The following is a 26,359-nucleotide window of genomic DNA, read 5'->3' on the forward strand; positions in this document are numbered from 1 at the left end:
AGAATATGCAAAATACACACAAAGATGAAAGAGTTCAGAACGTTAAATTCAAACAAATTAATGATCCTCTAAAAAAGTGTTTTTCAGTCAACTTGAATCTTTATCTGAATTAGAACTTGAGCAACTAAAATTGTTAAGGGATTTTATTAAAGATATAAATAATGCATGTGTTGCCTTCTCTGGAGGCGTTGATAGTTCTTTAGTAGCAACAATAGCGCAAGAACAGCTAGGCTTAAAAGCCCTGGCAGTTACAGGTGTCTCTCCTTCTTTAGCTCCATATTTACTAAAGCAAGCGCGTCTTCAAGCGGCTTGGATTGGTATTCGTCATGAAGAATGTCAAACCCATGAAATCAATGAGCCAAATTACTTTAAGAATCCTGAAAATAGATGTTTTGCGTGCAAACAAGAATTGCACAAGCATTTACATAAAATTTCAAAAAAATACAATAATGCTCAAGTTCTCGATGGAGTTAATCATGACGATCTTAGCGACTTTCGACCAGGTATTAAGGCAGCTAATAAAGCAGGCGTGATATCACCTCTGGCCGAACTAAAAATAGATAAAAAATCAATTCGTTCGATTTCCAAATCATTAGGATTACCTTGGTGGGATAAACCTGCTCAACCATGTTTAGCCTCTCGCATTCCTTTTGGAGAGGAAATAAGTTCAAAAAGGCTGGAGCAAATTGCCTTAGCAGAAGAATGGATTATTAATCAAGGTTTTTCTAAGGTACGTGTAAGAAGTCAAGGTCTATCAGCAAGAATCGAATTACCCGCACATGAAATAAACAACTTTCTGAAAATCATTCAAAGAAATCAATTAATTAAATATTTTTTATCTTTAGGTTTTCATTCTATAAGCCTAGATCTAGAGGGTTTTATTAGTGGCAAACTCACTAGAGACATAAAGAAAACCACCTGAAAGAGCAAATCTCATCTCGAAATAATTTTTGATTTACTTTAAGTATTGATTATGCTCAGAGTTCACGATTCAAAGCTTGAATTCCTGAAGGAATCTCTCTGGCAATATTTTTAAAAGAGAAGTTCTTAGCCAAAAAATCTTTGAAAAGTACTTTACAAGCTTTTTCAGGCATCGTATGGTCACCACAAGTGAATACATCAATGGCTGCATAACCAATCTCTGGCCATGTATGTATTGAGATATGAGATTCAGCCAATAACGCGAGTCCAGTAACTCCCTGAGGTTTAAAACTGTGTGTTACCAAATTTATGAGCGTTGCACCAGCAATTTTGGCCGATGATGTGATTGTTGTCCTTATAAAAGCTTCATCATTAAGCTTCGCATGATCACATTGGTAAAGTTCAAGTATGCAGTGCCTTCCTATATTCTCACTAGAATTAGTATGAATGATTTCTGCATCATGTGACTTGTAAGAATCAGGCCATCCAGGGTTTGGATGCAATTCTGGGAAAAAAGGTTCCATAATCTATCCAAAAATCATTTCCACAATAGCCGACCAATAGTTTTAACTAAAAGAATCTAATTGCATTAATTGTGAGTTTCGTACCCATTCACCTTCAAAAGATTCCAAATGTGTTGCACTAATTAAACACTGATGTTTTTGGCCAACAGCATCTAAAAGCAATAATTGTCGTTTTGGATCCAGCTCAGCTAAAACATCATCTAAAAGCAAAATTGGAGATCTGCCAAACACCGTTTTAATTAATTCTAATTCAGCCAATTTCAAAGCCAACACAATAGTCCTCTGCTGACCAGCAGAACCAAAGCGTCTAGCATCTACTCCATTTATTAAAAAATGTACATCATCACGATGCGGACCTACTCGGCAATTACCCGTAACCTGTTCATCAGATCTCATTTCCAAAAGTTGACGTTCAATACTCTCACTCCAAAGCCTTTCACTCTCTTCACCTTCAAGTTTACTACCTGGTAAATATGTAATAGTAAGCTTCTCCTTACTATTACTTAAATGTTCTTGCCAGTTTGAAGCTATCGGAAGTAGACGATCTAGAATACGCCTACGCCTTCGATGGATTCTTGTGCTTACCAAAGCCATTTGCCTATCATAAGAATCTAATAGAATATTTTGATTCTCCTTCGATTGAACACTGAAATTACGCCACAACTGACTTCTTTGCCTAAGCAATCTAGAAAGCCTTCCGACCAAGTCAGAATAAATTGGTTCAAGTTGTTGAACAATTCTATCTAGCCAATTTCTTCTTAGAGCAGGTTCTCCTCTAATTAATTCTAGATCAAGAGCACTAAAACCTACACTTCTCATCGGTCCGATCAAATCAATTTGACGAGTTAAAAGTTTTTCATTTTTATAGGCTTTTCTCCCACCTTTTCTGTTTAATTCTAAAGAAACTTTTTGATCATCGTCAATTTTCGCAGATAGGAAAGCCTGATCTTGGTCCCAATAAATTAAATCCTGATTTCGATTAGATCGATGCGAGCGCAAACTAGACAAGAGCTCTACAGATTCAAGAAGATTAGATTTCCCAACTCCATTTTGACCTATTACTATTAAACGATTTTCAGTTAACTCAAACTGAAAACATCGATAATTTCGAAAATTATTAAGTTCTAACTGATGAAGTTGAATGTTGCTTTATGGCATTTGTATGTAAGCTAATTTTAATAAGGTCTCAGTATTTGGCCTTTTTTAATATCAACCCCTTGTTGGGCATGTAGCTCAGTTGGATAGAGCATCAGATTCCGGTTCTGAGAGTCGGGGGTTCGAGTCCCTCCATGCTCGTAAAAATAATTTCTCAAAGTCTAAATCCCATTGTTTTTATACCATTTGGATCTAATAAAAATCCATTAGCTTTTAATGGATTAAGTGAAATTAATGGAGCAGCAACCGAAATACTACAGCCTGGCAACTCTCGTCTAATAATTTCGATTGCATTGAAAACCATAATAGACATGAACGTTTCTTGTTGATACCCAGGCTCTGCGACTAAATCCCACAAATTTGCATTTAAACCCTTATCGCTAGTCACACGAACAAAGCCAACAAGATTATCAGAAGTTTTTTGAAGAAGAGTTAAATAAAAATCAGATTTTTTCAAAGCTAATTCTAACTTCCTTGGTTGATGGGTATCTTGTTTACATCTTAATAAAAGCCTATTTATTTTACGTACAGAAACAGGTTCACTCCTGAGTAAAACAAAGCCCTGAGGAATTTTGGGGCATTTATTTCCTGAATTTAATCCAAGCATGTCATCCTGTGTTTCTCATCCCTGCAGCAATGCCATTGATAGTTAACAATGCTCCTCGCAATAATTCACTACGGCTATATGTACGTGAACTTTGACCAGAGTCAGCACTCAAATCTTCACTAATGGGTGGTTGACGATTCTGATCTCTTAATCGTTTAAGAAGAGCGACTTGTAAAAATCCCAAGGGAATAATAGTCCTGTTCCTCAGATTTACAGACAATTGCAAAGCAGGGTCTGCACTTAAAAGTTTTGACTTATCAGTAATTTCTAAAATTAATTTCTTAGTTAAATTATATTCACTTGAGATGATATCGAAAATTCCAGCGAATGCTTCACGATTATCATTGCCACCTAAACTAAGCATATAGTGGTGGGCAACATCCAAATCAACTTTCGAAAGTGTCATCTCTACTTTAGAGATCAACATTCTAAAGAATGGCCATCTCTGATTTAACATCCTCAACATCTCCATTTGATTGGGATCTATCTTTAGTTCAGTAGCTAACGCTGTACCAACCCCAAACCAGCTAGGTAAGAGGAATCGACTTTGAGTCCAACCAAAGACCCATGGAATTGCACGAAGACTTGATAAGTCTTTTGCACCACTTTTTCTTCGTGCAGGACGACTAGAAATTTGCAGCTTACTAATCTCTTCTATTGGAGTAACTACTTGAAAGAATTGAACCAAGTCGGGATTATCATGAACTAAAGCTCGATAATGCTCCCTTGAACGAGCAGCCAGCCTGGTCATCAGTTCATTCCAACTTGGCGTGGCATCTAATTTGTTAGTAACCAAGCTATTTTGGAGAACCGCTGTAGTGACAGTTTCAAGATTATATAAAGCTAATTCTGGAAGGCTATATTTTGAGGCAAGAACCTCCCCTTGCTCTGTGATCTTTATACGGCCTTGAAGCGTACCACTTGGTTGAGCCAAAATTGCTTGATAAGCTGGTCCACCTCCTCTGCCTACTGACCCTCCCCTACCATGAAAAATACGTAAAGCTATACCTTGTCTACTAGCCAGATCTTGTAGTGCTATTTGCGCCTTATGAATTTCCCAATTACTTGAGAGGAAACCAGAATCCTTGTTACTATCAGAATATCCAAGCATAAGTTCCTGAAGAGGTTGTTTTTTCTCTCCTACTCGTGGAAGTAATTTTCTGTAAACATCTTTCTGAAGTAAAGACTCCATGACAGAAGGAGCATGTTGCAAGTCCTCAACCGTTTCAAATAATGGAACAACAAGAAAATCAGCAGCTCCTAAAGTTGGATCAATCAATCCTGACTCTTTGGCTAAAAGCAACACTTCTAATAAATCTGATGCTGTATGACTCATTGAAATTACATATGAGCGACAAATACGAGTACCAAATTCTTTTTGAAGCCTATGAAGCATATGAAAAACTGAGATAGTTTCTTGAGTGCTTTTAGACCAATCAAAAGCAGGAGGGATAAGTGGTCTCCGAGTATTCAATTCCTTCATCAACCAAGTGACGCGACTTTCCTCGTTCATCAATCCATATGACTCAGGCAGATCTAAATAGCGAGTGAGTTCATCCAACGCATCACTATGACGAGTACTTTCTTGCCTAATGTCTAAACTTGCTAAAGAGAACCCAAAGATATGAACTTGGTTTAATAAGGTATCCAGAGGTTCACATGTAAGATCAGTACTAACCAAACTATTCCTAATAAGTTCTAATTCATTTTTAAATTCGTCTACAGATCTATAGTGAAGTAAATCATCAAAACTATTATTTGTAGATGCTAAAGGCTTAACTTCAGGAGAGAATTGCCAACCAGCATCTGCTAGCTGCTTATTACGTATTTGAGTAAGTCGCAACCTCTCGAGTGTATAGCTAAGCTTCAATCGATAAGGTTCTAGCCGATATCTGGCAGCTCGCTCCTCGTAGACCTCCGGGAAACGAACTCTGTCCATTTCTAATGACTCTAGCAAAGGAGAACTTACTTGACTCCATTGCATAGATATACTTAATTGATCTCTGAGCTCTTGAACTGAAGCAATATACCTATCCAACATTAATTGTCTTTGATAACAGGCTGTTCTCCATGTAATTTCAGGAGTGACGGACGGATTACCATCTCGATCTGAGCCCACCCAGGAACCAAATGTACAAAAGGCCTCATTAGGGATCTCTACATCTGGATAACTTGAAGCCAATGCCGTAGTCAGCCTCCTTCTCAATTGTGGCATCGCATCAAACAAAACCTGTTGAAAATAATGAAGCGCATAATCAACTTCATCTAGAACAGTCGGCTTGAATTGATGAAGTTCATCAGTTCTCCACCAAAGTCTTATCTCCTCCTCTAATTGGAGCCTAAAGATTTCCTTCTCAGACTCGGAGATTAAGCTATTAGATTGAAGTTGTTGCAAAAGAGTGGCTACTCTTCGTTGCTTATGTCTAACGGTATGTCTAACTATTTCAGTTGGGTGAGCTGTAAAGACAAGACGAATATCCATTTCCCTCATTAAAGCATCAAGCTGGGCTGGAGGGACATTCAAACGACGTAATCGCTCAAACAATTGTCGAAAAGTTGCTGGTGCAGTTTGACTCGCCAAAGCAGGAGCGAAAGGGTCTATGTTGCCATGTCTATTGTCTAACTTCCCTTTTTTCATACTTTCTAAATAACTATCCTCCTCTATACGTTGCTCTAAAATATTTACTAACTGAAAATATAGCGAAAAAGCCCTAGCAGCAGATATCGCCTCTGCTAAATCCATTTCTGTAATCAAATTAACTATAGCCTGAGAAGAATTATCTTTATTTGACTTGCTAGGGTCACTTAATTGCTTTAAACGCAATAATCGATCTGTTTGATTAGGAGGACATTCACTTTTGAGAACTGTTTTCCACAAATCCTCAACCAGTTCAAGTCTTTGTTGCAATAAATATCCAGGATCTTTATCCTCAACACTTTCTGTCGAGTGATGAGAGATATTTGCGTTAGAAGAATTTTTCAACATAAACCTATTATGAGGCAGTTCTCCCGACTTAGTCACTAATGGGTTGCTTCAATTGAATGAAATTGGTCTCTTCTCGTTCCATTTCACTAATACCTTTCTGAAGCAAAGACTGAATTGAGACTCCCTTGGAATAAGAATTCAGCCATATGATTGATTGATTTCCGTTTGTTAAAATAGATTCAATCGGTTGCAATAACTCAAACATATCAAGCTGCTTAGCCAAAGGAGTCACCTCTAAAAGAAGTTCATTTATCCAATCACGACAGTTTATTTGTTTTCCCGTTTTCCAATGAGATAAATTTGCATCGAGACTAGATTTGGCGGCAAGCAAATCATTTTCATCTGCTAATAGAGCCAATTCTTTGAGTGTTTTAAAGCTCGCTTCCATGGGATCATATGTTTTTATATTGTTTTTAAGGTGAATAATTCTTAGTTCAAGTAACGCTGTTATGGCTAAGAGCAAATCAACATTACAGACCAAGTCACATATCCTTAGCTCTAATCGATTTAATACATGAGGTCTTTCTGGACCATTTGGCCGAACTGATGTCCACAAATGTCTTTCATTTTGCATATTCCCCTGCGATAACTGATCTTCAACCCATGTTACATAGTGATCATGATCTACAAACATGGGGACATTGGAGGGTGTCTTAGGGAATTGAATCCACCTTTGAGAATGTGCTCCAGTAGCGTTTCCTCCTAAAAAAGGAGAACTTGCGCTTAATGCCAAAAATAATGATGCCTCACATCGAACCAAACGAAGAGCCGAAAACAGTAAGGATAGGTTTTCAATACCTAAATTAATATGAATACTTGCTGTTACGACTTTTGTTCCATAATTTTTTTCTATAAAAGAGTGATAACAGTTTTCCAGATCTGACCTTTCAAATTTTTCTATATTTCCAAGACTTAAAGTGCTCCCAGGAAGAATGGTGAGTTCTTTGGAATCAAGCCATTTTCTAAGTTTTAATCGTGGTAGTAACAGTGCATGCTTTAAAACTTCATATCTTTTATCTGGAACAGTTATGTACTCAAGATTTCTTTGATCCGGTTCTTTCACAAAATCTGATAGATCTTTAGTAATAGCAGATGCAACCCCTACATTTTCGCCGGCAAATGTACCGGTAAAAAGCTCCACTTCAAACCCCTTTAGAAGCATAAAGTTGGTCATAAATCAGGAGCTTCTAAGCAAGCTAAAGCAGTAAACATACCTTTCGCTTTATTTAAAGTTTCTTGATACTCATTAGAAGGAATGGAATCTGCGACGACTCCAGCTCCAGCTTGAACCTGAACTATACAGTCATTTTTATTGTTCCTACGAACAACCATTGTTCTGATAGTAATAGCTGTGTTTAAGGCTCCATTTAAATCTATTGAGCCATAAACGCCGGAGTAAGGACCTCTACGTTGTTTTTCTAATTGATTAATTAGTTGCATAGCTCTTATTTTTGGTGCTCCACTAACAGTTCCAGCGGGGAAAGAAGCAATTAATAAATCCCAAATATCATTTGTTTTTTTTAAAGTACCTTCAACCTCACTGACTATGTGGATTACATGCGAATATTTTTCTATAACCATTAATTCTTTTACAAAAACACTACCTGGGATGCAAACTCGGCCTAAATCATTTCGACCTAAATCTACTAACATCACATGCTCAGCTCTTTCTTTTGGATCTTTTAAAAGATCTTTCTCAAGGATTGCATCATCTAAATCATTTTTACCTCTTGGACGTGTACCAGCAATTGGTCTCAAGCTTGCTTGAATACCCTTTTCAGTTTGTTTGGCCTTAACCATTACCTCCGGGCTCGAACCAATAAGTTGCCAATCTCCAAAATCAAAAAATGCCATAAATGGAGAGGGATTTACCATCCGCAGGCTTCGATATAACTCAAAAGGTTTTTGTATTACAGTCGACTCCAATTTTTGACTAATAACCAACTGAAAAACATCACCTTTTTTGATAAATTCTTTTGCCGATTTAACACTTTTTTCAAATTCACTCTTTGATGTTTTTTGCTTCATATCAACTGATCTTTTCGCATTTTCATTCCATTTTAAAGACTTGACCGGCTTTAGAGGAGCTGCCATTAGGTCTTGAAGTTGATTGATTTGTTCACAAGCGATTTCATAAGCTTGACCAGGTGAAATCCCATCACTTAAATCTCCATATGCCACAGCTGTTATTAGACGTTTGACTTGATCAAAAATAAGAATTTTGTCCATAAACATCCAAATACCATCAGGCAAGTCTTGATCTGATAATTCATGGGTGGGTACAGAGGGCTCAATCCATTGAATTAGTTCATAACCCCACATTCCAAAAAGTTGTCCTAGTTGCGGTAACCCTGACAAAGAAACAGATTTATAAGGCTTAAGCATTTCCCTGAGTATTTCAATTGGATTTCCATGAAACTTTTCTTGTTTTCCAGTTCTCCAACATCTAGTCAATTCATCACCTCTAACTATCACCTGCCAGAGAGGATCTGATGCAACCACACTCCACCTGCCAATAGTTTCTCCACCTTCTACTGATTCAAGCAATACCCCTGGAGGGTTGCCGTTACCAACTTTAAGCCAGGTGGTAAGGGGGGTTTCCAAATCAGCCGGCCAACTTTTTGCCAAGGGAATATAGTTTGCCCCGCTGGAAGCTGATAAAAGAAATTGTTCCTTATCTAAGCTAAGCATGACTGCATAATGGCAGCCCAATATATATATTTAAAGGGGTCAACAGTTTAAATTAGATTAGTCATGCATCGTAAGTTTTTTTTCCGCTAAATTTCAAGCTTGCTGGATTAGGATTTTCTCCGATTCGTCTATTGTTGTAACCTTCTTTTAACCTTCCTTCATTGGGTTTCTCAGAAAAGACGCCATCTTTAGGGAAAAGTAATTCTCTATCCCCTCCGGGGTAAATTCTATATATTTTGCTTGTTTCAATTCTTGGCTTAAACCCTCTTAATTGAGTATTCAAAGCAAAACACTGCTCTTTTCTTGCAAAGTACATCAAATTATCACCTGCATGCATTACTGCAGCTCCTCCCGTTGGAAGCTCAAATACCTCAGAGGTTTTACTTGTCCAGGTGATTGCATATTTTTCTTCGGTTTCAGCCGAGTTTAATAAACCACCGGTGCTACCAATGTGTTTTGGAAGTGTTCCAGGTAATACTTCGGTCATGCTTTCAATTAAATCAACTTTTTCTTTATTTTTTAAATTAGCACTTTATTTTGTGCCTTTTGACTCATTGTACGTCAACTTCACACGCGTCAACATTAATCAATTAGATCAAATTCTTTTAATTCAGAAATAGGAAAAAATATCGTAATACCTTTATCTCTCCTATTTGTAAGTCGGCCCCCAAGACTTTTCAAAAGTCTTTGCGTTGCAGCCTGACTAAGCTGCAAATTACCTGTTGAAGGATTCCAGCTAAGTACTGGACCAATTTCTTCATTGGAACAACTTTCTGAGATTTCAGAATGAGTAGTTGTGGAAAGCTGAGTTAAAATCTGAAGCTTCAGTCTTTGACCCGCTGGCCTCAATTTCAAAGTTAATTCCCCACCGGTTTGCAATCCACGACTATTACGATCAATAAGACCTGTAATCATTAATTCAAGCCCTTCAGAATCACTCAAGACTTTTGGTAAATCTGGTGTGATATCAAGAATAAGTTTCAATCCTTTTCGTTCTAAATGATTACTCCAAACCGGAAATAACATTGTGAGCATTTTACCTAAATCAGTTAAAGCTAAATTTGTCTCTCGTGGCTTACTCCTCTCTAACTCAACTGCATTAAAAATCAAACCAAAACGATCAATTTGTTCTGTACATTCAATATCTATTTGCTTCAAACGTGTTTCAACTACCCTAGGTAAGTCTTGTTTTCGTAAAAGAGATCTTATTAAAGTTCTTATTGTCGCCAGAGGAGTCCTTATTTCATGTGTTAAAGCCTCTAGTAAGGAAATTTCACTATTGCTTGAGCTTGATGTGTGATCATTAATTAAATTATCTGGCAAAGTTTGAATATTTAAACTTGGTGCAATATCTGCAAGTCGTTGAGATAGTAAAGGCCAAAATACTTTAGATAAATCATCATTCGTTTTTAGCTGGCCCAATTCTCCAAGTGCGTTTCGAAGATTATTTGCTTGTTCAACATTTTCTTTATTCAATCTGTTGTCAAGTAACGTTAAAAGGTCACTCAAAGTCTCTGGATCACTGCGCATTAATAATTTTCTCTCCTGAGAACTACCTTCCAGGGCCAAAGCAATTTGAATTTCAGGAGTAATCACTATTAACAAAGGATCGTTCCCATCTTCCTCCAGAAGAGTCAATCGCTCATAGCCTGAGGAATCATTATGAAAATCCATCGAAACTGATTGACTGGGTGGCAACATCCCCATTGAAGGATTTGTTAGATTTAGAAGATCCTTGGGAGCCCATACCCATCCTTGAAATTTCTTGAGTAATTTTGGTTCGTATAATGCAGGTAAAGGGGAAGACAACCACAAACCTCTTGTAAGGTTCATCGGCAGCAGTATGTCTGACTGAAGAGTATCCAGAGCCGCCCACCACATTCTCCTCACTGAAGATTCACTACATTTGGCTTGAGGAACACCTTTAGCCATCCTTTTTTGTAAGGCTTTGATTGTTACTAAAGGCGTATTCACGAAAACCTCCAAACCTCATACAAACCTTTAAATCCATTAGATAGTTCAGATTTTAAAGGGTGAAAAATCATAAAAAATAGAGTTTCAACTCGTGAGGTGCCTTAGCTGATTTTTTTCAAATAGATTGATTGAAAATTTCTAAGTAATTCAATTTAAGAGTCAAATAAAGTCTTTTAAAAAAGTAAACCATAAGAACTACCTAGTTTATTAGTCAGGGTAAACAAGGTGAGGATTGCACCTCATATCCCATAATTTCAAGAATAACTAATCCAATGAAACTAATGTTTGATCTTAAAGTGAGGATTCCTTCCTTTACATAGATGAAAAACTTAACCTCAAGATGGTAAGGAGTGCTTAACCATAGCAATACTTAAAACTCTACTGAGACTCAACTAATGCATTTACAAATGAAATAAGCATAATTGTTTAATTAGAGATTTTTTCTTATTGACTGTCCTCTTCTAGATACAGATAAACAAAGGCCCAAACTTATAAAATTAACAAATAATGCCGTTCTTCCATAGCTCATAAAAGGCAATGGGATTCCAGTTACAGGCCCTAGACCAATGGTCATAAATATATTCACCATAATTTGGAACATAAACATTGAAGTTATTCCAATCACAATCAAAGATTCAAAATCAGTGCGCGCCTCAATAGCTATCTTGATCAGTCGAAAAATTAGAATAAAAAATAAAAATAAGACCAACAAAGTTCCTAAAAAACCTGTCTCTTCTCCAAGAGCACTAAAAATAAAATCAGTATGTTGCTCTGGTATGAATTTTAATTTAGTTAATTGACCCTGCATCAATCCAGTTCCAACCAATCCTCCAGATCCAATACTTATTTTGCTTTGGAGCACATGATAGCCACCACCTAAAGGATCTTGGCTAGGATCAAGAAAAAGAATTAGTCTATCTCTCTGATAATCTCTTAATAAAGTTTCCCAAAACCAAGAAGAAATTTTGGCTATTAATGAATGAAAGAGAAAAATTAATATTGTTATTATTTTTCTTTGATTTGGAAAAGACTTATAAGACAAAAAAACAATTATTGGAAACCATATAAAAAGCCCCAATGGGTATGAGTAAGACAAGAATCCTGTAACTGAAGTGGCCAAAACAATAAATGTCCACTCATATGGCATCCCTGACCAATACAACATGCCGAGAAGTATCGCGCCAAAAACAAGAGATGTACCAAGATCAGGTTGTATGAAAACCAAAATCCAAGGGAAAATAGAAACTAATAAAGGTTTAATTACATGCGATAAATTAGTAAATCTTCTTCGATCTAAAATAGAAGCCAAAACAAGTATTAAGGTCAATTTAGCAAACTCCGATGGCTGAACATACACGCCAGCAAAGCTCAACCATCTCTGTGCTCCTAATGCAGAAGTACCACTAAAATTTACATATAATAGGGTTAAAATAGTAAAAACATATATTGGTACAATATATTTTCGTAGATCTTGCAAAGGAACTTGAGCCAAAAAATAAACAATTAAAGACCCTATATAAGCAATGATTGCGTGTTGATACCAATCTGCAATTCCAATATTTCTTTGTGTACTTGCAATTAAGAAAGAAGATAAATGTACTAAAATAAAAGGAACAATCCAAATTATAAAATCAGTATCTTTCCAAATTTTTCTGTTTCTAACTATTTTTAAATTAGATATTTTCTTTCGACCAAAACTTATCATAATTTTCAATCAATGTTTAACTGATAATTGATTAGATAGAGTTTCAGCAAGTTCTAAAAATACTTTTGCTGTTATTGAATCTCGAGATGTATGAACTACAGGCAAATCCTTACCTGTACCCGAAAAAGTATCTGACTCTATTGGTATCTGAGAAAGCAAGGGGACATCATTCTCTTTAGCTAATTGCTCTCCACCTCCCGAGCCAAAAATCTCATATGATTTTTGAGGTTGATCTGAAGGAATAAAATATGTCATATTTTCGATCACTCCTAGTACAGGAATATTCAATTGTTTAAACATTGCTAGTCCTCTTCTTGAGTCTTGAAGAGATACATTTTGTGGAGTGGTGACTATAAGCACACCTGCCATGGGAACTGCCTGAGCCAAAGAAAGTTGAGCATCCCCTGTCCCAGGAGGAAGATCCACTATTAAAAAATCACGTTCTCCCCAAGAAGCTTGATACAGGAATTGTCGAATAATTCCATTAAGCATTGGGCCACGCCAAATCACTGGTTGATTTTGATCAATCAATAATCCCATTGAAACCATTCCAATTCCACATGTTTCAATGGGGATAATCATTTGCTCTGCGCCCGAACCACTAACTTCAGGAGTTATTTCGCTAACACCAAGCATATAAGGGGTATTTGGCCCATAAATATCTGCATCAAGCAAGCCAACCTTAAAACCTTTTTGACTAAGCGCACAAGCTAAATTTACGGCAACAGTACTTTTACCAACGCCTCCTTTACCACTACTTATAGCGATAACATTCTTCACTTTTGGTATTGGAGTTAATCCCTGAGATTGAGCACCATGACCGGCCTGACCAATAGGAGATTCCGCAGATGGAGAGGAGTCCCCTATCTCAATTTGGACTTCTTCTATGTCTTCCAGTAAATCAATGCATTTTCTAATATCATTTGCTATCTGACTTCTTTGCGCTATCGCAAAATTAGGAAGGGTGAGTCTTACAACAATCTTCGGTGGCTTTACTGAAACGATATGCAACCATCCAAGTTCAACAATAGATCGTTCACTTCCGACATCTTTGACTGAATTAAACGCTTTTAAAACCTTCTCGTTAGTTGTCATTCTTAATTTCTATTCACCCGATAATAGTAAAAAAATCGACAAATATTCCAACTCATTATCCAATGATATTGGCTTTAGTAAAAAGTAAAAAATATTCGCAATACAAACTTTTCCAATATTGATGTGAAATTTGCATCATTTGAAAGTATTTTTTAAAGAAAGCAAAATACAATTAATTTTGTCCTCCTCACCAAATCAAGCCATTTTACCGGCAAAAAATTCAAGAGAACGAGCCAAAAAGCTTGTTTTAGGTCTTCAAGATGAAATTTGTGCTGGCTTAGAGACTATTGATGGAGAAGGCAAATTCCTAGAAGAATCTTGGCAGAGACCAGAGGGTGGTGGGGGTCGTTCACGAGTCTTGAAAGATGGGAAAATCTTTGAACAGGGAGGAGTGAATTTTTCTGAAGTTCATGGGAATGAACTTCCACCCTCAATAATTAGCCAAAGGCCTGAAGCAAAAGGTCACTCTTGGTTTGCAACAGGAACCTCCATGGTTCTTCACCCCAAAAATCCCTACATACCAACTGTTCATCTGAATTACAGATATTTTGAAGCAGGTCCTGTTTGGTGGTTTGGGGGAGGGGCAGATTTGACCCCTTTTTATCCATATCTATCTGATACGCGTCACTTTCATTCATGTCATAAAGCCGCATGTGACACAATTAACAAAGATCTTCATAAAGTTTTCAAACCGTGGTGTGACGAATATTTCTTTCTAAAACATCGAAATGAAACCAGAGGAGTTGGAGGTATTTTTTATGACTATCAAGACGGCTCAGGTTTACTTTATAAAGGACAAAATGCCAAAGGGAAAGCATCTCACATTTCAAAAGAATTAGGTCACTATTCTTTGAATTGGGAAAATCTTTTTTCACTTGCCAAAGCATGCGGACAGGCATTTCTGCCCTCGTATGAGCCAATAATAAAAAAACGAAAAAATCAACAATTTTCAACCAAAGAAAGAGACTTTCAACTTTATAGGCGAGGTAGATATGCTGAATTCAATTTAGTTTGGGATAGAGGGACCATTTTTGGATTACAAACAAATGGAAGAACCGAATCAATATTGATGTCATTACCGCCCTTAGCAAGATGGGAGTATGGATATAAGCCAGAAAATAATTCACGTGAAGCACTATTGACAGATTTATTTACTAAGCCTCAAGACTGGTTTACAGATAAATCGCTTGAAGAGAGGTGTCTAGCACATCAAGCATTGGATTAAATTTCCCACTTCTAAGTTATCCCATTTAAAAAAGCCTGAACTATTTCATTAGCTATAAGATTTATTGTTCTTTGCCTAGTTTTTAAATTTCTAAGATTTTGTTCTAATAAACCCTCTAATTTCCCAATTTCAAGAATTCTTATTTGCCTTCTTGGAGCACCTAAACCTCCTCTAAATAAAACTGGAAACCTGCCAAATTTTTTTGCAATTGACTCGTCGATTCTGTTTGGCGTTTCAGAAAAAGGAGGAATCAATCCTGAGCCGACTCCATATTTACCATATGCATCAAAATGAATCTCAATCGCATACCCACCTTGCTTGGCAAATTTCCTACCTACTGACCAATTTGTTCTTGGATCATTAGCATCATCAATATTTCTTATCCCAGGATCATAAGATCTGATATTTAAGCCTTTCGTTTTGCCAATATTCACAACTGATTTTTGTAACTTTAAATTCCAAAACAGTTCATCACTAATTCCAGGATGCATTGGATTCTTTCCAAACTTATCAACAGCTTCGCCAGGAGTACCAGCGCCAGCCAACCCCTGAGAGTCTGCATGACCAGCTAATATTAAAATAGGTACATTTTTATCTACATTTTTACTCCCAACCCAATTTGCAGGAAGAGTTGAACTTTGACCAATAATTACTTGGAGATCATGAGTGAAATTAAAATTTCTAGTGTAATAAAGTTGAGAAAAAGCATAAAAAATAATAAAAAATACGATAAATTTCAAACGATTAAATAATTGATTTCTCTCCACAACTAAAAATTAAATAGGTGATGAAAGTAGAGAATTTTCACTGCTAAGCTTAAGACTTTCAGATAATTCCGACTGAATTGCTATCAACTCATCACGATGAGCTCTAATTCTTAAAACACTACTATCTGATAAATCTGAACTTAACAACTTAACTTCTAATGATTCCTCTCGTTGGGATCGAATTCGATAAATAATTCCTGCTAGAGGGGCACCAATTACAGCTAGCAGTAAAGGCCACCAACTCAAAGAGGGGTAAAGCTGAATCAGAACCAGACCCAAGCAAGCTGATCCCAGTCCTCCAAGGCAAGATAAAAAGACAATCAAAAAAGTACTAGACGCAACATTGCCATTAAAGATCAACAATTTCTCTTCCACATTGCCTCCATTCTTTTTCCAACCACGTTCTTCTAACCAAAAACTAATTCCTTTCATAACTTCAAGGGGAGGTAAAGGAGACTGAACATCTACAACTGTCGTACGGTCTTTACTTGCAGCTCGCAGAAAAAAACCCAAACCTATAGCCAAGAGGATAGTAAGAAATAAAGTTGAGGAGAATGCGCTTTGCATCTCAAAAATACGATCCTTTTAATTTTAATAGTTATGAAAAACATAGCTACAAAAGTGAGCTAAAAGAATTAAAAGATATTTGAAAAAATAAAATCGATGAACTTCCTAAATATTTTTCATCATGAAAGGTATTAGAATTCAATCATGGAAGAATCACTTATTAATTAAATTCCACTAAATCTATTATGCCAAAAAAACTTGACGAACCGTCGACCTTTAAGATCTTTGATCAAGACATAGATAATGAAACTAAAATTGCTTTAAGCTCATCTTTAGCACTAGCAGTTGATACTGAAGCTATGGGATTAATTCATGGCCGAGACAGACTATGTTTAATACAAATATGTGATCAATTAGATAATGTTATTTGTATTCGTATAGAAAAAAACCAACATTCAGCACCCAACTTAAAATCTATTCTTGAGAAAACAACAATTGAAAAAGTCTTTCATTTTGCAAGATTTGATGTGGCTGCCTTAGCAAGTAATCTAAATATTGATGTTAATCCAATTTTTTGTACAAAAATTGCAAGTAAAATTGGTAGAACTTACAGTCCAAGACACGGATTAAAAGAAGTGGTTTTGGAAACTGTTGGAGTTGAATTAGATAAGCAAGCTCAAAGCAGTGACTGGGGAAAAGTTGGAGATTTAACTCAAAAACAACTGATCTATGCTGCAAATGATGTTAGATATTTACTAGGGGCTAAACAGAAACTTGAGGAGATGTTGATACGTGAAGATAGATTGGACTTAGCACAAAAATGTTTCCAGTGTGTACCAATTTTTTCCGAGCTTGATAGAAGAAGATTTACCAATATTTTTGACCACTAATTTTTTCAACCAAAAGATTAATTAATCTTCAAGCATAAAATTTTCCTCTTCTTTTAGAGCCTTCAACAAGTGATCAAATGAGGCAGAGGCAGATAAAGTTTGTTTTTGATCCTCATTAAGAGTTTGCTCAAGGATCTTTTGAGCAATTTCTTTTCTTGATTGCAAATCTTTTTTCCCTTCTTTAGCCGCTGCAACCTCTACTTTTCTTCGAGCGGCTGCAATACTTATGCTTAAAGATGATGCTAATTGAGCACAAATTTTAAGATAATGATGATCTTCAATTAGAGGCATATGCTGTGGCTGGAACAGAAAATCTTCATTAAAAATCCTTTATCAGATTACACCGCACTATAAACCCTGGGACAAGTGAGTCGAAATACTAATAGCTAAAGAGCGACTTCCACCTTCAGGGCCCATTCGTTTAGATCCTCTTAAACCAATGGTATGTCTATCAAAATCAGAATCCAATAAGAACTCCACTCGTTTTGCGAATGTTTGATAACCTTTTGCGATAGCAACCGAACCTCCCAACAATCGACTTTGACGCTTAGCAAAGTTGAAATTAAACTGAGGCCCTTTCCCTGGGAAAGAGACACATGGGATACCTAAACCTACTAATTGTTCTGTAGCTGTTCCCGCATTTGCCACTCCTACTTCTCCCCAATTAGCCCATGAAGAGAATTGTTGAAAACCAATCAATATAAGTAAGGATTTTTTTTTCCATATTTCTGATATCCCTAATTTATCTATCGATTCATCAGTCGGGTTGAAACCTAAATCAACCATTATCAATTTTATTTTTTTACTCATTGAAGAAGAGCTTAAAGGAACAAATATTGCCAAAGGAGATGAGGTTTGAATCAGTTGAGTTGCAATTAAAAGTTTTTTAAAATTCTCATACGCCTCAGGTAAACGACTTCCACATAACAAAATCAAGCGTCTATATGTTTTGAAATCACTTGGACATTCTGTCTTTGCCAGACCATCCATCATCGGATTCCCAGGGGCAATTGCTTCCACTCCGTGACCCCTTAAACCTCTAGCAGTGATTTTGTCTCTTACAGCAACCATCTTGCAGCGACTAGATCGCATCAACCAATATTCCCATGGATCCCACTCGGTTCCTTTTAATCGATGGTAAAAATCGCTCAAAGAGAATCTAGGTCCGCTTGTCCATGTGTAATCACTTTTGGGAGTACCAACAAACAAATAATCAGCACCACTAGCCCATGCAAAAAGAAGGGGTAATAAATCTCCAACCGCAATAATAATTCTTCCCTCTCTCGCTGATCGATGAATAACAATCCATTGCCTCCACAGGCTCCAGAGCAATCCAGCTTTTAAATCTAAAACTAATCCACTAAAACTCTGATTACTAAATCCACCACTTGGTAAAAAACTTAAGGGACCAATCTTGGTAAGCCAGCCATCTGTTGTGAGCTTGTTAAACACTTTTCCCTCTCCAACCATTGGGAGTACTTCTTGGGAAACACCTGGATTAATTTCATGTAATTCTTCCATGATCTGGCAGGCAATCGTATCTTCTCCATGTCCATTACAAAGAAACAAAAGATTTTGTTCGGCTTGGCTGATACGATTTGGATTGGAAATGAATATTTCATTTTCGGCGGCATGGCCAAGTGGTAAGGCAGAGGATTGCAAATCCTTTATCCCCAGTTCGAATCTGGGTGCCGCCTTAAGTATTATTCGTTTAATTTTCCTGAGAAAGCCTCCCAGAACAATGCTCCATGTGTAGCGAGTAGCAAGTTTCAAGAAGAGTCAGAAATTGATAAGTTGTTTTTGTTTCTCGATCGAAATATTGATCATTTTCACATTCTTACAGTAAGTCTTTAAAAGAACCACTAATGAAACCCTGGTAGCCAATCAAAATGCCAAATAGTTTTATCTTATGTTCATATCTTTATGTACTATTTCATTCGTTTAAAAATTGGGAAGTAATATTAGTCATGAACTAATATCAAAAACAATAACCAAAATAACAGTGACTGATCAAATTGAATTCAGTTCTTTTTTTAAATTATTAAATTCAATAAAAGAAGGAGAATCGGAAAAAATATCTTTATTAGATGAACAAATTAATGAATTTAAAAATGGTAGCAATTCCAAAAGTTTTTTAGAAGAGTTGGGATCGATTTATCTAGCGATAGGTGTCACAGAATTATATATTTTTACGAATCAAAAGGATTTAAAGTCTATCGGTCTGATAGATAAAGAAGGATGGGAAAAATTATCTGAAGAAAATCAACAGGAACTTCCCGTCTTCCTTGCTAATAAAATGATTGAGTACATTAAAGAAAAGAAAAAAGTAAAAGAACTATCTAAAAAATGGAATATTAGAGAAGGTGAAATAAGAAAGCACATAACAAAAATGGCAAGATATATTACTGAGGGGATAATTGATGTTATTGAATAACTTAATAATTAAAATCTAACAAAATGATTTTAGATTCATCATTAATTATCAGATTTAGTCTTTAAACAAAGAGATATAAAGTTAATATTCATTGTCTGCAACACAAATACCAAGGCACCTTATACCATTACTGGTAGTTCTTCCACAATGATTACATAGTACTTTTTCAATTTTATTTTCATTTACATTACCTTTTTGACTTTCGTGATTACTTTTACTATTCTCCACAGAGAAATCTTTCAATCTGTTTAATTTATTCATGTAAGATACTTGAAATAGACTTTTTAGTTAAAGACAACCGCGAAGTCATGAGTAAGAAAAAAATCGGGATTGGCTTTGGCACTTGGGCGTGGGGAAATAAATTGGTATGGGGCTACAAACCTGAGATAGATGATACTTTACTAAAAAAAACTTTTTTTGATGCGATTGATGGTGGATTAGATCTTGTTGATACGGCAGATTCATATGGCACAGGAAACTTATTTGGTCAAAGCGAAAAGCTGATTGGGAATTTCCTTGAAGAGTTACCAAAAAGGAAACTAAAAAAAATCACCATCGCAACAAAACTCGCCCCCTTTCCTTGGAGAATTGGTCGCAATGGTCTCAATTATGCTTTTCAAGAGAGTAATAGGCGGCTTAAAGGACATTTGAAAAGGGTACAACTTCATTGGAGTACTTATCGTTATGCGCCTTGGCAAGAAGAGCAATTAATAAATGGCCTAGGAGATTTATACGAAAAAGGTTTAATCAAGGAAATCGGATTATCGAATACTGGTCCAAAAAGACTAGAATTTTTATATCAAAAACTTAAAGAACGAGGAATAAAAATTAATAGTATACAGATGCAATTTTCATTATTAACTAAACCAACTTTAGCAAATGAAAGAATTAAAAATATATGTATTGAGCATGATATAGAATATTTAGCGTATAGTCCACTTGCATTAGGAATATTAACTATTCCACCTAATCAGTCTCCTAAACCTAGAACATTCTTACGACAAAAGTTATTTGAAAATATTCTTCCTAAAACTATAGAAATTAGAGCACAAATAACTAATATTGCTAAAAAATATTCAGCCTCCCAAGCACAAGTGGCATTGAATTGGATAAGGTCTCATGGAGCCAAACCAATAGTTGGGATTCGCAATCCCTTACAAGCTAAAGATGCTATTTCAGCACTCAATTGGTCTTTAACCCACAGAGAAAAAGAAAGACTGAATTCTTATAGAAATAAATGTCTTACACATATGCCTCAAAATCCTTTTACTAGTCCATAATTCAAATTAATTATCAGGGCTTAAGATCACCTTCATTGAATCGGAAGAGGTTGGAAGAGTAATAACTTTTGCTGGTGGAATTGACTGTGAATTTGTGGTTTTTTCAACTATTTCTTTATCAGATTCTTTTTCATCTTTAGCACAAGCTTCTAGGGCTTCTCTCAACAACGAGTCAAAAGTAGCACCTGGCAATCTATGCCTGGCGACTTCAAGGAATGTGAGTGGTAAAGACTCTGATGCTGCATCTTTTAAAGCAGGATTATTTTTTCTATGTTCTTGCTCATCTTGAATTGCTCGAATAAATCTTAGAGTTACTTCATGCTTAGTAGAAGCTTTGATTAATGTATCATTATCTCTTTTACCATTATTTGCTTCTTGTTCTAAATCATTAATTCTGCTCTCTAAACTAGTTAGAACTTCATCAGCTTCTTTACCAATATGAGCGAGTTGTCCATCAGACAAGTTTGGCAAATCAGCTACATATACTTTTCCATGATCTCGGAGTGTTAGGAAAGTTGGTCTTGGACCTCCATTTTGTCTCATGCCCGATTCAGCTTGTCCACCTAAAGGTTTTCTAGGTGGTGTTGGACCTGCAGAACTTCTCCTACGCGTGAGACGCTGTTGATTTTCAAAAGGCATAGAACTTAGAGATAATTAAGATCTGACTTCGCATTACCCGAACTAATATCCGGCTTGCGTTTTATTACATCTTACTATTTTTTTACCGATATCGAAAATCTTTTTTAACCTTAATTTAAGGTATTAAAAATTGGAATACAGAATTTTATAAACCAATGCTATGTGACTTAATCATGGAATTCCCAATATATCTAAATGCCTTGGATTATTGAAACTTTCTACAACTTGACCAATATTCCAAGCTTCAAAATGATTTTTTGAACATATTTCTAAAGCGGAATTCACTACATTTTTAGGAACAATTAAACAAAAACCTATACCCATATTAAAAGTATTCCAAAGATCAATATCGGGAATATCACCAGCATTTTGTAACCAAGAAAATATCTCAGGAATTTCCCAACTAGTTATATCTATATGGGGTACTAATCCAGCAGGAAAAACTCTAGGAAGATTTTCTGGCAATCCTCCACCAGTTATATGAGTCATTCCATGAATTGGTAAATTTTCAATCAACAATTTCTCAACAAGTTCAGCATAAATTGCTGTTGGTCTAAGCAAAGATTGAATCAAGTTACTTTGATTTTTTCCATATAAAGTATTTTGATCAACATTTGCCATAGAAAGTACTTTACGAACAAGACTAAATCCGTTGCTATGTACTCCATTACTTTTAATCCCAATAATTTGATCTTCAGAATCAATGTGCGAGCCTGTAATTAAGTGATTATTTTCAACGATGCCGACACAAAAGCCTGCTAAGTCATATCTTCCTTTGGGATAGAATCCTGGCATTTCAGCCGTTTCGCCTCCCAATAGAGAACAATCAGATTTACTACAGCCCTCAGCAATTCCCTCTATAACCTCTGCCAAAGCATCTGGAGTCAAGGTTCCACTTGCGATGTAATCCAAAAAAAATAAAGGCTTAGCGCCATTGGTTATTACATCATTCACGCACATTGCGACTAGATCAATGCCAACTCCAAAATGACAGTCATATTGCTGGGCTAATTCCAATTTTGTCCCAACACCATCAGTCCCTGATACCAATACAGGACTTTCATAGCCTTTTGGAATTTTTATACATCCTCCAAAGCCTCCTAAACCTCCAATCACTTCGCTTTTATGAGTTTTTTCAACGCATGATTTAATTCTCTCCACAAATGCTCTTCCAGCAGTAACATCAACTCCCGCAGTTTTGTAATCCATCAGTAAAAAACTTTCATGTTCAAAAGATCTGAATCCTCATATGAAACTCCATATGGAATCAGTATGCAATCAACCTATTTCATTTCAATCATAAGTTTATGAAATTAATTTGTTTACCAACATAGTGGGACAAAAAATCTTCCAAACTAATGCTGAATTAAAAGATTGGCTTAGTGAACAACATTCAGCAATAATTTTCATCCCAACTATGGGAGGGCTTCACCCTGGGCACCAATATTTAATTCAGAAAGCTAAAAAAAGGAAAACCAACAAAAGTCAAATCATTCTTGTAAGTATTTTTGTCAACCCATTGCAATTTAGCAAGGGCGAAGACTTCAAAAAATATCCTAGAAATATAACTAGAGATTCTGAATTAGCTTTTACTGCAGGAGCAGATGCGATTTGGGCTCCAGATTATATTGACGTTTTTCCAGGAGGCGAAGATTCACATTTCAAAATTCAAGTTCCTAAAACTTTGCACAATCAATTATGTGGTGCTGAAAGAAAAGGACATTTTGATGGAGTTGCTACCGTTATTATTCGTCTCATAAAAATTATCAAGCCAGAGAAACTAATTCTTGGAGAAAAAGATTGGCAACAATTACTTATCATTAGAAAACTTTTTCAAGAACTCTCCATACCTATAAAAATTGAATCCTTTTCTACACAAAGAGATCAAAGTGGATTTGCTTATAGTTCAAGAAATGCTTATCTCAGTCATTCTGAAAGATCAAATGCTCAGGCTTTACCCAATGTAATTCAAGAAGCAAAAGATGATTTTGTTAAAGACAAGATCATAAATCTCAAAAAGATAGACTCCAAACTTAAAGCAAGCAATTTAGAAATCGAATACATAAAAATCGTAGATGCATTTTCATTGCAAGAAAAAAAGAATATAAATGGTATATGTCTTTTAGCCGCAGCAGTAAGATGTGGTTCTACAAGGCTCATTGATCACACTTTTCTTATGCATAGAAAACCAATTATTGCAATTGATGGTCCAGCTGGTGCTGGTAAAAGCACAGTAACGAAAGAATTTGCAAAGAGACTTGGTTTTATTTATTTAGATACTGGTGCAATGTATAGAGCAGTCACTTGGTTAATACTCAAAAATGCAATTGATCCAAATAACCAAGTTGCAATAAAAAACATCTTAAAAGATGTAAAATTAGAATTTAAAAACTCAAGTTTTGATGAGCAAAGAATATTAATTAACAGCACTGATGTAACAGAAAAAATACGATCACCAGAAGTAACTTCAATGGTTTCTGAAATTGCTAAACAACAATTCGTCAGAGAGTTGCTCACAACAAGACAACAAGTTATTGGAGATCATGGAGGTTTGATTGCTGAAGGCAGAGACATCGGAACAGCTGTATTCCCTGAGGCAGATGTAAAAATCTTTCTGACAGCTACTCCAAAAGAAAGGGCAAAACGAAGATCTCTTGACTTAGAAAAAAGAGGTTATGAATACCCCAGCATTGAAGATCTTGAAAAAGAAATTAAAGAAAGAGACAAAAAAGATACAGAAAGAGCAATTGCCCCCTTAAGAAAAGCTCAAGATGCCATAGAACTTGTTACCGATGGACTGAATATTGAAGACGTATTAGAAGAAATGACTGATATTTTTAGATCAAAAATTCCTGAAGAAATCTGGCCAACACCTAATCTATAAGACTATCTATTAATTCTTCAATAGCATCATTCAATAAATCTAGAACCTTTTCGAATCCATTTTGACCTCCATAATAAGGATCAGGAACTTCATCTAATTGTGATTTTTTAGAATAACTTAAAATAAGATTTATTTTTGAATTCATAGTGTGCATATCATCTTTAATTAATGATTTAACAGCATTCAGATTATCTTTATCCATAACAAGAATATGATCAAATTCATATAAATCATTTTCTTCTATTTGTCTCGCTCGACTGGTTAGTTCTATTCCCCTCGATAATGCTGTTTTACGCATTCTTTGATCAGGAAGATTTCCCACATGCCAACTACCAGTGCCTGCGGAATCAACCACAAAAAAATTTTCTAAATCTCTCTCTTTAATTTTTTGATTAAAAATCCCTTCTGCTGCAGGAGAACGACATATATTTCCCAAACAAACAAAGAGAATTTTTTTTACCATTTTTTGAATTTATTTATTTTATTTTAGATCAAAAAGAATATTATTTATATAGCTTTCAGTCCATGTTTCTCCAAAAAAGCCTCTTAACATAGCTCTTGCAGGATCTTTTTCAGCTCTGTATCGCATATATTCCTTTTGACCATTTAACATTTTAAAAGATCTTTCCTTAGAAATCATTTTTGCGTCTCTCACTAAATCAAAGAAACAATTCAAGTATTCAACAAAAGCAGGTTTAATTATCTGACTAATTAATTTATCACCTTCTTCTCCTAATGGAATTCTAGACCAAAGAAAAGCAGGAGAAAAATATTGAATAGCCTCAGAAGGAATATCACCTCCTGGTGGTAGTTTTGATTGCCAATTAGCATGTATAGGTTTTAACTTATCCCAAACATGTTGAGTATGATTTATATCGTCTTTTAAAGCAGGTTGAAGATCTAAAGCAATAAGATGACCATTTGGAAGTGTTACAAAATCGGCTCCAAAGAAAGGTAAATCATAATTATTGAAAGGTGAGATTACCAAATTCATGACAGAAGTGATTTCACCAGCTTGTAGGCAAGCGCATCTAGCCTGGCGTATTTTTTCCGTCTTTAGACCCCATGTTTCCAAAATAACTTTTTTAGGATTAGAACTTGACCCAAATAATGATTCTTTGAAAAGAAAAGCATTATTTATCGGATAAGGGTTAGGTCTAAAAATAGAAAACTTCTTAATAGTTTCATCCAAGAAATAAGCCCAACGCCAATTACTTATTGAAATAGAGGCAAGACTATTATTTCGGTTACTTTGCATTTAAAGATAAAAATGTAGAATTAATGTTTATAGGGTTAAAGGAAATAAAAATTCATTCATATATTTCTCTGACCATTCTTTGCCAAAAAAGCCAGAAAACAAACCATGAGCAGGATCTTTTTCAGCACTATATTTATTATAATCCATATGCAATAAGCTTATCTCCTGCGATTTAATATAATTTTCATTAACTTTAGATAAATCAAGATTTACCCAATAACATTTAAGAAAAGAACTAAAAACTTTTGGTAAAATTTTGTCTGCTTCAAAATAACCACCTTTGCAAAATAAAGCCCATGGAGAGAAGTACTTGCTTGGATCATATATATTACTTTTCATATCAGAATTAAACTCATTAAAAGATTTTTTTATGCTTTTTAAGCCATCAAAGTATCTATCAAAATATTCTTTATCTTGAACAAGAGGCTGGAAGTCAAGAATGGCAACTAGCTTTTCTTTTTTCTCAAACCATAAAAGATCAATGCCCATAATTGGCATATCATTTTGATCATTCGGATAAGCAACTGAATTTAATACTTGAAGACGATCTCCTGCATCTAATCTGGTCACTCTCCATCTTCGAAATCCAGGAACATCCCATAACCAGCTATTCAGTTTATGATTGCCTTTTGTAGAAACGCGTTCACAAAATTCATCAGGAACCATCAAATTCTGACCGTCATGATCAAGAATATTTTTATTTAATTCACTTAAAAGATCATCAAACATATATAGTCATCTCCTTAGAGGATTTAATAATTTTCTTTCTATGAAAGTGATTAAATCAGTTAAAACCAATAAATTCAAAGGTTTTTAC

26 protein-coding genes and 2 tRNA genes are annotated in these 26,359 nt (G+C 35.5%); 8 read left to right on the forward strand and 20 right to left on the reverse strand.

Annotation, left to right across the window (positions count from 1 at the left end):
* Positions 1–76: 76 nt before the first annotated feature.
* Positions 77–922 carry an ATP-dependent sacrificial sulfur transferase LarE gene (gene larE / locus AC6EI0_RS06695; RefSeq protein WP_498521825.1) on the forward strand — a complete coding sequence of 282 codons (846 nt, stop codon included), beginning with the start codon at positions 77–79 and terminating at the stop codon, positions 920–922.
* A gap of 55 nt (positions 923–977) precedes the next feature.
* Here larE and speD read toward each other — a convergent pair whose 3' ends face one another.
* Both speD and recF read right to left on the reverse strand, forming a co-directional pair.
* Positions 978–1,445 carry an adenosylmethionine decarboxylase gene (gene speD / locus AC6EI0_RS06700; protein WP_498521826.1) on the reverse strand — a complete coding sequence of 156 codons (468 nt, stop codon included), beginning with the start codon at positions 1,443–1,445 and terminating at the stop codon, positions 978–980.
* Positions 1,446–1,487: 42 nt separating this feature from the next.
* Positions 1,488–2,588, reverse strand: coding sequence for a DNA replication/repair protein RecF (gene recF / locus AC6EI0_RS06705; protein ID WP_498523514.1), 1,101 nt, complete (start codon positions 2,586–2,588; stop codon positions 1,488–1,490).
* A gap of 79 nt (positions 2,589–2,667) precedes the next feature.
* Between recF and AC6EI0_RS06710 the strand changes: the two genes are divergently transcribed.
* A tRNA-Arg gene (locus AC6EI0_RS06710) sits at positions 2,668–2,741 on the forward strand.
* Positions 2,742–2,754: 13 nt separating this feature from the next.
* Here AC6EI0_RS06710 and AC6EI0_RS06715 read toward each other — a convergent pair.
* The 8 genes from AC6EI0_RS06715 to AC6EI0_RS06750 all read right to left on the reverse strand — a co-directional run bounded on the left by AC6EI0_RS06715 (position 2,755) and on the right by AC6EI0_RS06750 (position 13,658).
* On the reverse strand, positions 2,755–3,207 hold the full coding sequence (locus AC6EI0_RS06715; RefSeq protein WP_498521827.1) for an N-acetyltransferase: 453 nt from the start codon (positions 3,205–3,207) through the stop codon (positions 2,755–2,757).
* Position 3,208: 1 nt separating this feature from the next.
* Positions 3,209–6,193, reverse strand: coding sequence for a phosphoenolpyruvate carboxylase (ppc, locus tag AC6EI0_RS06720; RefSeq protein WP_498521828.1), 2,985 nt, complete (start codon positions 6,191–6,193; stop codon positions 3,209–3,211).
* A 28-nt stretch (positions 6,194–6,221) separates the two neighbouring features.
* Positions 6,222–7,367, reverse strand: a complete 1,146-nt coding sequence (gene gshA, locus AC6EI0_RS06725) for a glutamate--cysteine ligase (protein WP_498521829.1) — start codon at positions 7,365–7,367, stop codon at positions 6,222–6,224.
* Positions 7,364–8,884: an anthranilate synthase component I family protein gene (locus AC6EI0_RS06730; protein WP_498521830.1), complete on the reverse strand. Its 1,521-nt coding sequence runs from the start codon at positions 8,882–8,884 to the stop codon at positions 7,364–7,366. The genes gshA and AC6EI0_RS06730 overlap by 4 nt, the downstream gene beginning before the upstream one ends.
* A gap of 61 nt (positions 8,885–8,945) precedes the next feature.
* Entirely contained in the window at positions 8,946–9,371 is a 426-nt protein-coding gene (gene psaD, locus AC6EI0_RS06735) for a photosystem I reaction center subunit II (RefSeq protein WP_498506180.1), read from the reverse strand.
* 95 nt (positions 9,372–9,466) lie between these two features.
* Positions 9,467–10,858: a sensor histidine kinase gene (locus AC6EI0_RS06740; protein ID WP_498521831.1), complete on the reverse strand. Its 1,392-nt coding sequence runs from the start codon at positions 10,856–10,858 to the stop codon at positions 9,467–9,469.
* A 430-nt stretch (positions 10,859–11,288) separates the two neighbouring features.
* Positions 11,289–12,563 carry a rod shape-determining protein RodA gene (rodA, locus tag AC6EI0_RS06745; RefSeq protein ID WP_498521832.1) on the reverse strand — a complete coding sequence of 425 codons (1,275 nt, stop codon included), beginning with the start codon at positions 12,561–12,563 and terminating at the stop codon, positions 11,289–11,291.
* 9 nt (positions 12,564–12,572) lie between these two features.
* Complete coding sequence (locus AC6EI0_RS06750; protein WP_498521833.1) at positions 12,573–13,658, reverse strand: Mrp/NBP35 family ATP-binding protein; 1,086 nt, start codon at positions 13,656–13,658, stop codon at positions 12,573–12,575.
* Between the two features lie 178 nt (positions 13,659–13,836).
* On the opposite strand from AC6EI0_RS06750, the gene hemF reads away from it, so the two are divergent.
* Entirely contained in the window at positions 13,837–14,883 is a 1,047-nt protein-coding gene (gene hemF / locus AC6EI0_RS06755; protein WP_498521834.1) for an oxygen-dependent coproporphyrinogen oxidase, read from the forward strand.
* 11 nt (positions 14,884–14,894) lie between these two features.
* Here the strand turns inward: hemF and AC6EI0_RS06760 are convergent, their stop codons facing one another.
* The gene (locus AC6EI0_RS06760; RefSeq protein WP_498521835.1) at positions 14,895–15,650 is read right to left on the reverse strand and encodes an N-acetylmuramoyl-L-alanine amidase; all 756 of its coding nucleotides are present in this window, start codon (positions 15,648–15,650) and stop codon (positions 14,895–14,897) included.
* A 9-nt stretch (positions 15,651–15,659) separates the two neighbouring features.
* Complete coding sequence (locus AC6EI0_RS06765; RefSeq protein WP_498521836.1) at positions 15,660–16,217, reverse strand: cofactor assembly of complex C subunit B; 558 nt, start codon at positions 16,215–16,217, stop codon at positions 15,660–15,662.
* Between the two features lie 185 nt (positions 16,218–16,402).
* Between AC6EI0_RS06765 and AC6EI0_RS06770 the strand changes: the two genes are divergently transcribed.
* On the forward strand, positions 16,403–17,047 hold the full coding sequence (locus AC6EI0_RS06770; RefSeq protein ID WP_498521837.1) for a ribonuclease D: 645 nt from the start codon (positions 16,403–16,405) through the stop codon (positions 17,045–17,047).
* A 21-nt stretch (positions 17,048–17,068) separates the two neighbouring features.
* On the opposite strand, the gene AC6EI0_RS06775 is transcribed toward AC6EI0_RS06770, so the two are convergent.
* Both AC6EI0_RS06775 and AC6EI0_RS06780 read right to left on the reverse strand, forming a co-directional pair.
* Entirely contained in the window at positions 17,069–17,338 is a 270-nt protein-coding gene (locus tag AC6EI0_RS06775) for a DUF8658 family protein (RefSeq protein WP_498506188.1), read from the reverse strand.
* A 57-nt stretch (positions 17,339–17,395) separates the two neighbouring features.
* Complete coding sequence (locus AC6EI0_RS06780) at positions 17,396–18,616, reverse strand: lipid-A-disaccharide synthase-related protein (RefSeq protein WP_498521838.1); 1,221 nt, start codon at positions 18,614–18,616, stop codon at positions 17,396–17,398.
* Between the two features lie 57 nt (positions 18,617–18,673).
* On the opposite strand from AC6EI0_RS06780, the gene AC6EI0_RS06785 reads away from it, so the two are divergent.
* Positions 18,674–18,744: transfer RNA gene (locus AC6EI0_RS06785), tRNA-Cys, on the forward strand.
* A gap of 305 nt (positions 18,745–19,049) precedes the next feature.
* Positions 19,050–19,481, forward strand: a complete 432-nt coding sequence (locus AC6EI0_RS06790; RefSeq protein ID WP_498521839.1) for a hypothetical protein — start codon at positions 19,050–19,052, stop codon at positions 19,479–19,481.
* An 81-nt stretch (positions 19,482–19,562) separates the two neighbouring features.
* Here the strand turns inward: AC6EI0_RS06790 and AC6EI0_RS06795 are convergent, their stop codons facing one another.
* Positions 19,563–19,742: a DUF8639 family protein gene (locus AC6EI0_RS06795; RefSeq protein ID WP_498521840.1), complete on the reverse strand. Its 180-nt coding sequence runs from the start codon at positions 19,740–19,742 to the stop codon at positions 19,563–19,565.
* A 47-nt stretch (positions 19,743–19,789) separates the two neighbouring features.
* On the opposite strand from AC6EI0_RS06795, the gene AC6EI0_RS06800 reads away from it, so the two are divergent.
* Positions 19,790–20,761 carry an aldo/keto reductase gene (locus tag AC6EI0_RS06800; protein ID WP_498521841.1) on the forward strand — a complete coding sequence of 324 codons (972 nt, stop codon included), beginning with the start codon at positions 19,790–19,792 and terminating at the stop codon, positions 20,759–20,761.
* Positions 20,762–20,767: 6 nt separating this feature from the next.
* Here the strand turns inward: AC6EI0_RS06800 and AC6EI0_RS06805 are convergent, their stop codons facing one another.
* Entirely contained in the window at positions 20,768–21,400 is a 633-nt protein-coding gene (locus AC6EI0_RS06805) for a DUF8655 family protein (RefSeq protein WP_498521842.1), read from the reverse strand.
* A 171-nt stretch (positions 21,401–21,571) separates the two neighbouring features.
* Positions 21,572–22,609 carry a phosphoribosylformylglycinamidine cyclo-ligase gene (gene purM / locus AC6EI0_RS06810; RefSeq protein ID WP_498521843.1) on the reverse strand — a complete coding sequence of 346 codons (1,038 nt, stop codon included), beginning with the start codon at positions 22,607–22,609 and terminating at the stop codon, positions 21,572–21,574.
* A gap of 124 nt (positions 22,610–22,733) precedes the next feature.
* On the opposite strand from purM, the gene AC6EI0_RS06815 reads away from it, so the two are divergent.
* Entirely contained in the window at positions 22,734–24,284 is a 1,551-nt protein-coding gene (locus AC6EI0_RS06815; RefSeq protein ID WP_498521844.1) for a bifunctional pantoate--beta-alanine ligase/(d)CMP kinase, read from the forward strand.
* Here AC6EI0_RS06815 and AC6EI0_RS06820 read toward each other — a convergent pair.
* The 3 genes from AC6EI0_RS06820 to AC6EI0_RS06830 are packed head-to-tail and all read right to left on the reverse strand — an operon-like array spanning position 24,274 to position 26,271.
* A complete protein-coding gene (locus AC6EI0_RS06820) occupies positions 24,274–24,747 on the reverse strand; it encodes a low molecular weight protein-tyrosine-phosphatase (protein WP_498521845.1) in 474 nt (157 codons plus the stop codon). The two genes, AC6EI0_RS06815 and AC6EI0_RS06820, sit on opposite strands and share 11 nt — an antisense overlap.
* 18 nt (positions 24,748–24,765) lie before the next feature.
* A complete protein-coding gene (locus AC6EI0_RS06825) occupies positions 24,766–25,542 on the reverse strand; it encodes a phycoerythrobilin:ferredoxin oxidoreductase (protein WP_498521846.1) in 777 nt (258 codons plus the stop codon).
* Between the two features lie 27 nt (positions 25,543–25,569).
* Positions 25,570–26,271, reverse strand: a complete 702-nt coding sequence (locus AC6EI0_RS06830) for a 15,16-dihydrobiliverdin:ferredoxin oxidoreductase (RefSeq protein ID WP_498521847.1) — start codon at positions 26,269–26,271, stop codon at positions 25,570–25,572.
* Positions 26,272–26,359 lie beyond the last annotated feature (88 nt).

This window comes from Prochlorococcus sp. G5PB11 (assembly GCF_059772425.1).

What these genes read in the sequence shown, in the direction of transcription:
- AC6EI0_RS06825 (WP_498521846.1), bottom strand. Translation starts at nt 25,542, where the DNA reads ATGCAAAGTAACCGAAATAATAGTCTTGCCTCTATTTCAATAAGTAAT.
- AC6EI0_RS06775 (WP_498506188.1), bottom strand. Translation starts at nt 17,338, where the DNA reads ATGCCTCTAATTGAAGATCATCATTATCTTAAAATTTGTGCTCAATTA.
- AC6EI0_RS06795 (WP_498521840.1), bottom strand. Translation starts at nt 19,742, where the DNA reads ATGAATAAATTAAACAGATTGAAAGATTTCTCTGTGGAGAATAGTAAA.
- AC6EI0_RS06715 (WP_498521827.1), bottom strand. Translation starts at nt 3,207, where the DNA reads ATGCTTGGATTAAATTCAGGAAATAAATGCCCCAAAATTCCTCAGGGC.
- ppc (WP_498521828.1), bottom strand. Translation starts at nt 6,193, where the DNA reads ATGTTGAAAAATTCTTCTAACGCAAATATCTCTCATCACTCGACAGAA.
- AC6EI0_RS06805 (WP_498521842.1), bottom strand. Translation starts at nt 21,400, where the DNA reads ATGCCTTTTGAAAATCAACAGCGTCTCACGCGTAGGAGAAGTTCTGCA.
- AC6EI0_RS06750 (WP_498521833.1), bottom strand. Translation starts at nt 13,658, where the DNA reads ATGACAACTAACGAGAAGGTTTTAAAAGCGTTTAATTCAGTCAAAGAT.
- rodA (WP_498521832.1), bottom strand. Translation starts at nt 12,563, where the DNA reads ATGATAAGTTTTGGTCGAAAGAAAATATCTAATTTAAAAATAGTTAGA.
- gshA (WP_498521829.1), bottom strand. Translation starts at nt 7,367, where the DNA reads ATGACCAACTTTATGCTTCTAAAGGGGTTTGAAGTGGAGCTTTTTACC.
- AC6EI0_RS06765 (WP_498521836.1), bottom strand. Translation starts at nt 16,217, where the DNA reads ATGCAAAGCGCATTCTCCTCAACTTTATTTCTTACTATCCTCTTGGCT.
- speD (WP_498521826.1), bottom strand. Translation starts at nt 1,445, where the DNA reads ATGGAACCTTTTTTCCCAGAATTGCATCCAAACCCTGGATGGCCTGAT.
- purM (WP_498521843.1), bottom strand. Translation starts at nt 22,609, where the DNA reads ATGGATTACAAAACTGCGGGAGTTGATGTTACTGCTGGAAGAGCATTT.
- AC6EI0_RS06800 (WP_498521841.1), top strand. Translation starts at nt 19,790, where the DNA reads ATGAGTAAGAAAAAAATCGGGATTGGCTTTGGCACTTGGGCGTGGGGA.
- AC6EI0_RS06730 (WP_498521830.1), bottom strand. Translation starts at nt 8,884, where the DNA reads ATGCTTAGCTTAGATAAGGAACAATTTCTTTTATCAGCTTCCAGCGGG.
- AC6EI0_RS06820 (WP_498521845.1), bottom strand. Translation starts at nt 24,747, where the DNA reads ATGGTAAAAAAAATTCTCTTTGTTTGTTTGGGAAATATATGTCGTTCT.
- AC6EI0_RS06830 (WP_498521847.1), bottom strand. Translation starts at nt 26,271, where the DNA reads ATGTTTGATGATCTTTTAAGTGAATTAAATAAAAATATTCTTGATCAT.
- AC6EI0_RS06770 (WP_498521837.1), top strand. Translation starts at nt 16,403, where the DNA reads ATGCCAAAAAAACTTGACGAACCGTCGACCTTTAAGATCTTTGATCAA.
- psaD (WP_498506180.1), bottom strand. Translation starts at nt 9,371, where the DNA reads ATGACCGAAGTATTACCTGGAACACTTCCAAAACACATTGGTAGCACC.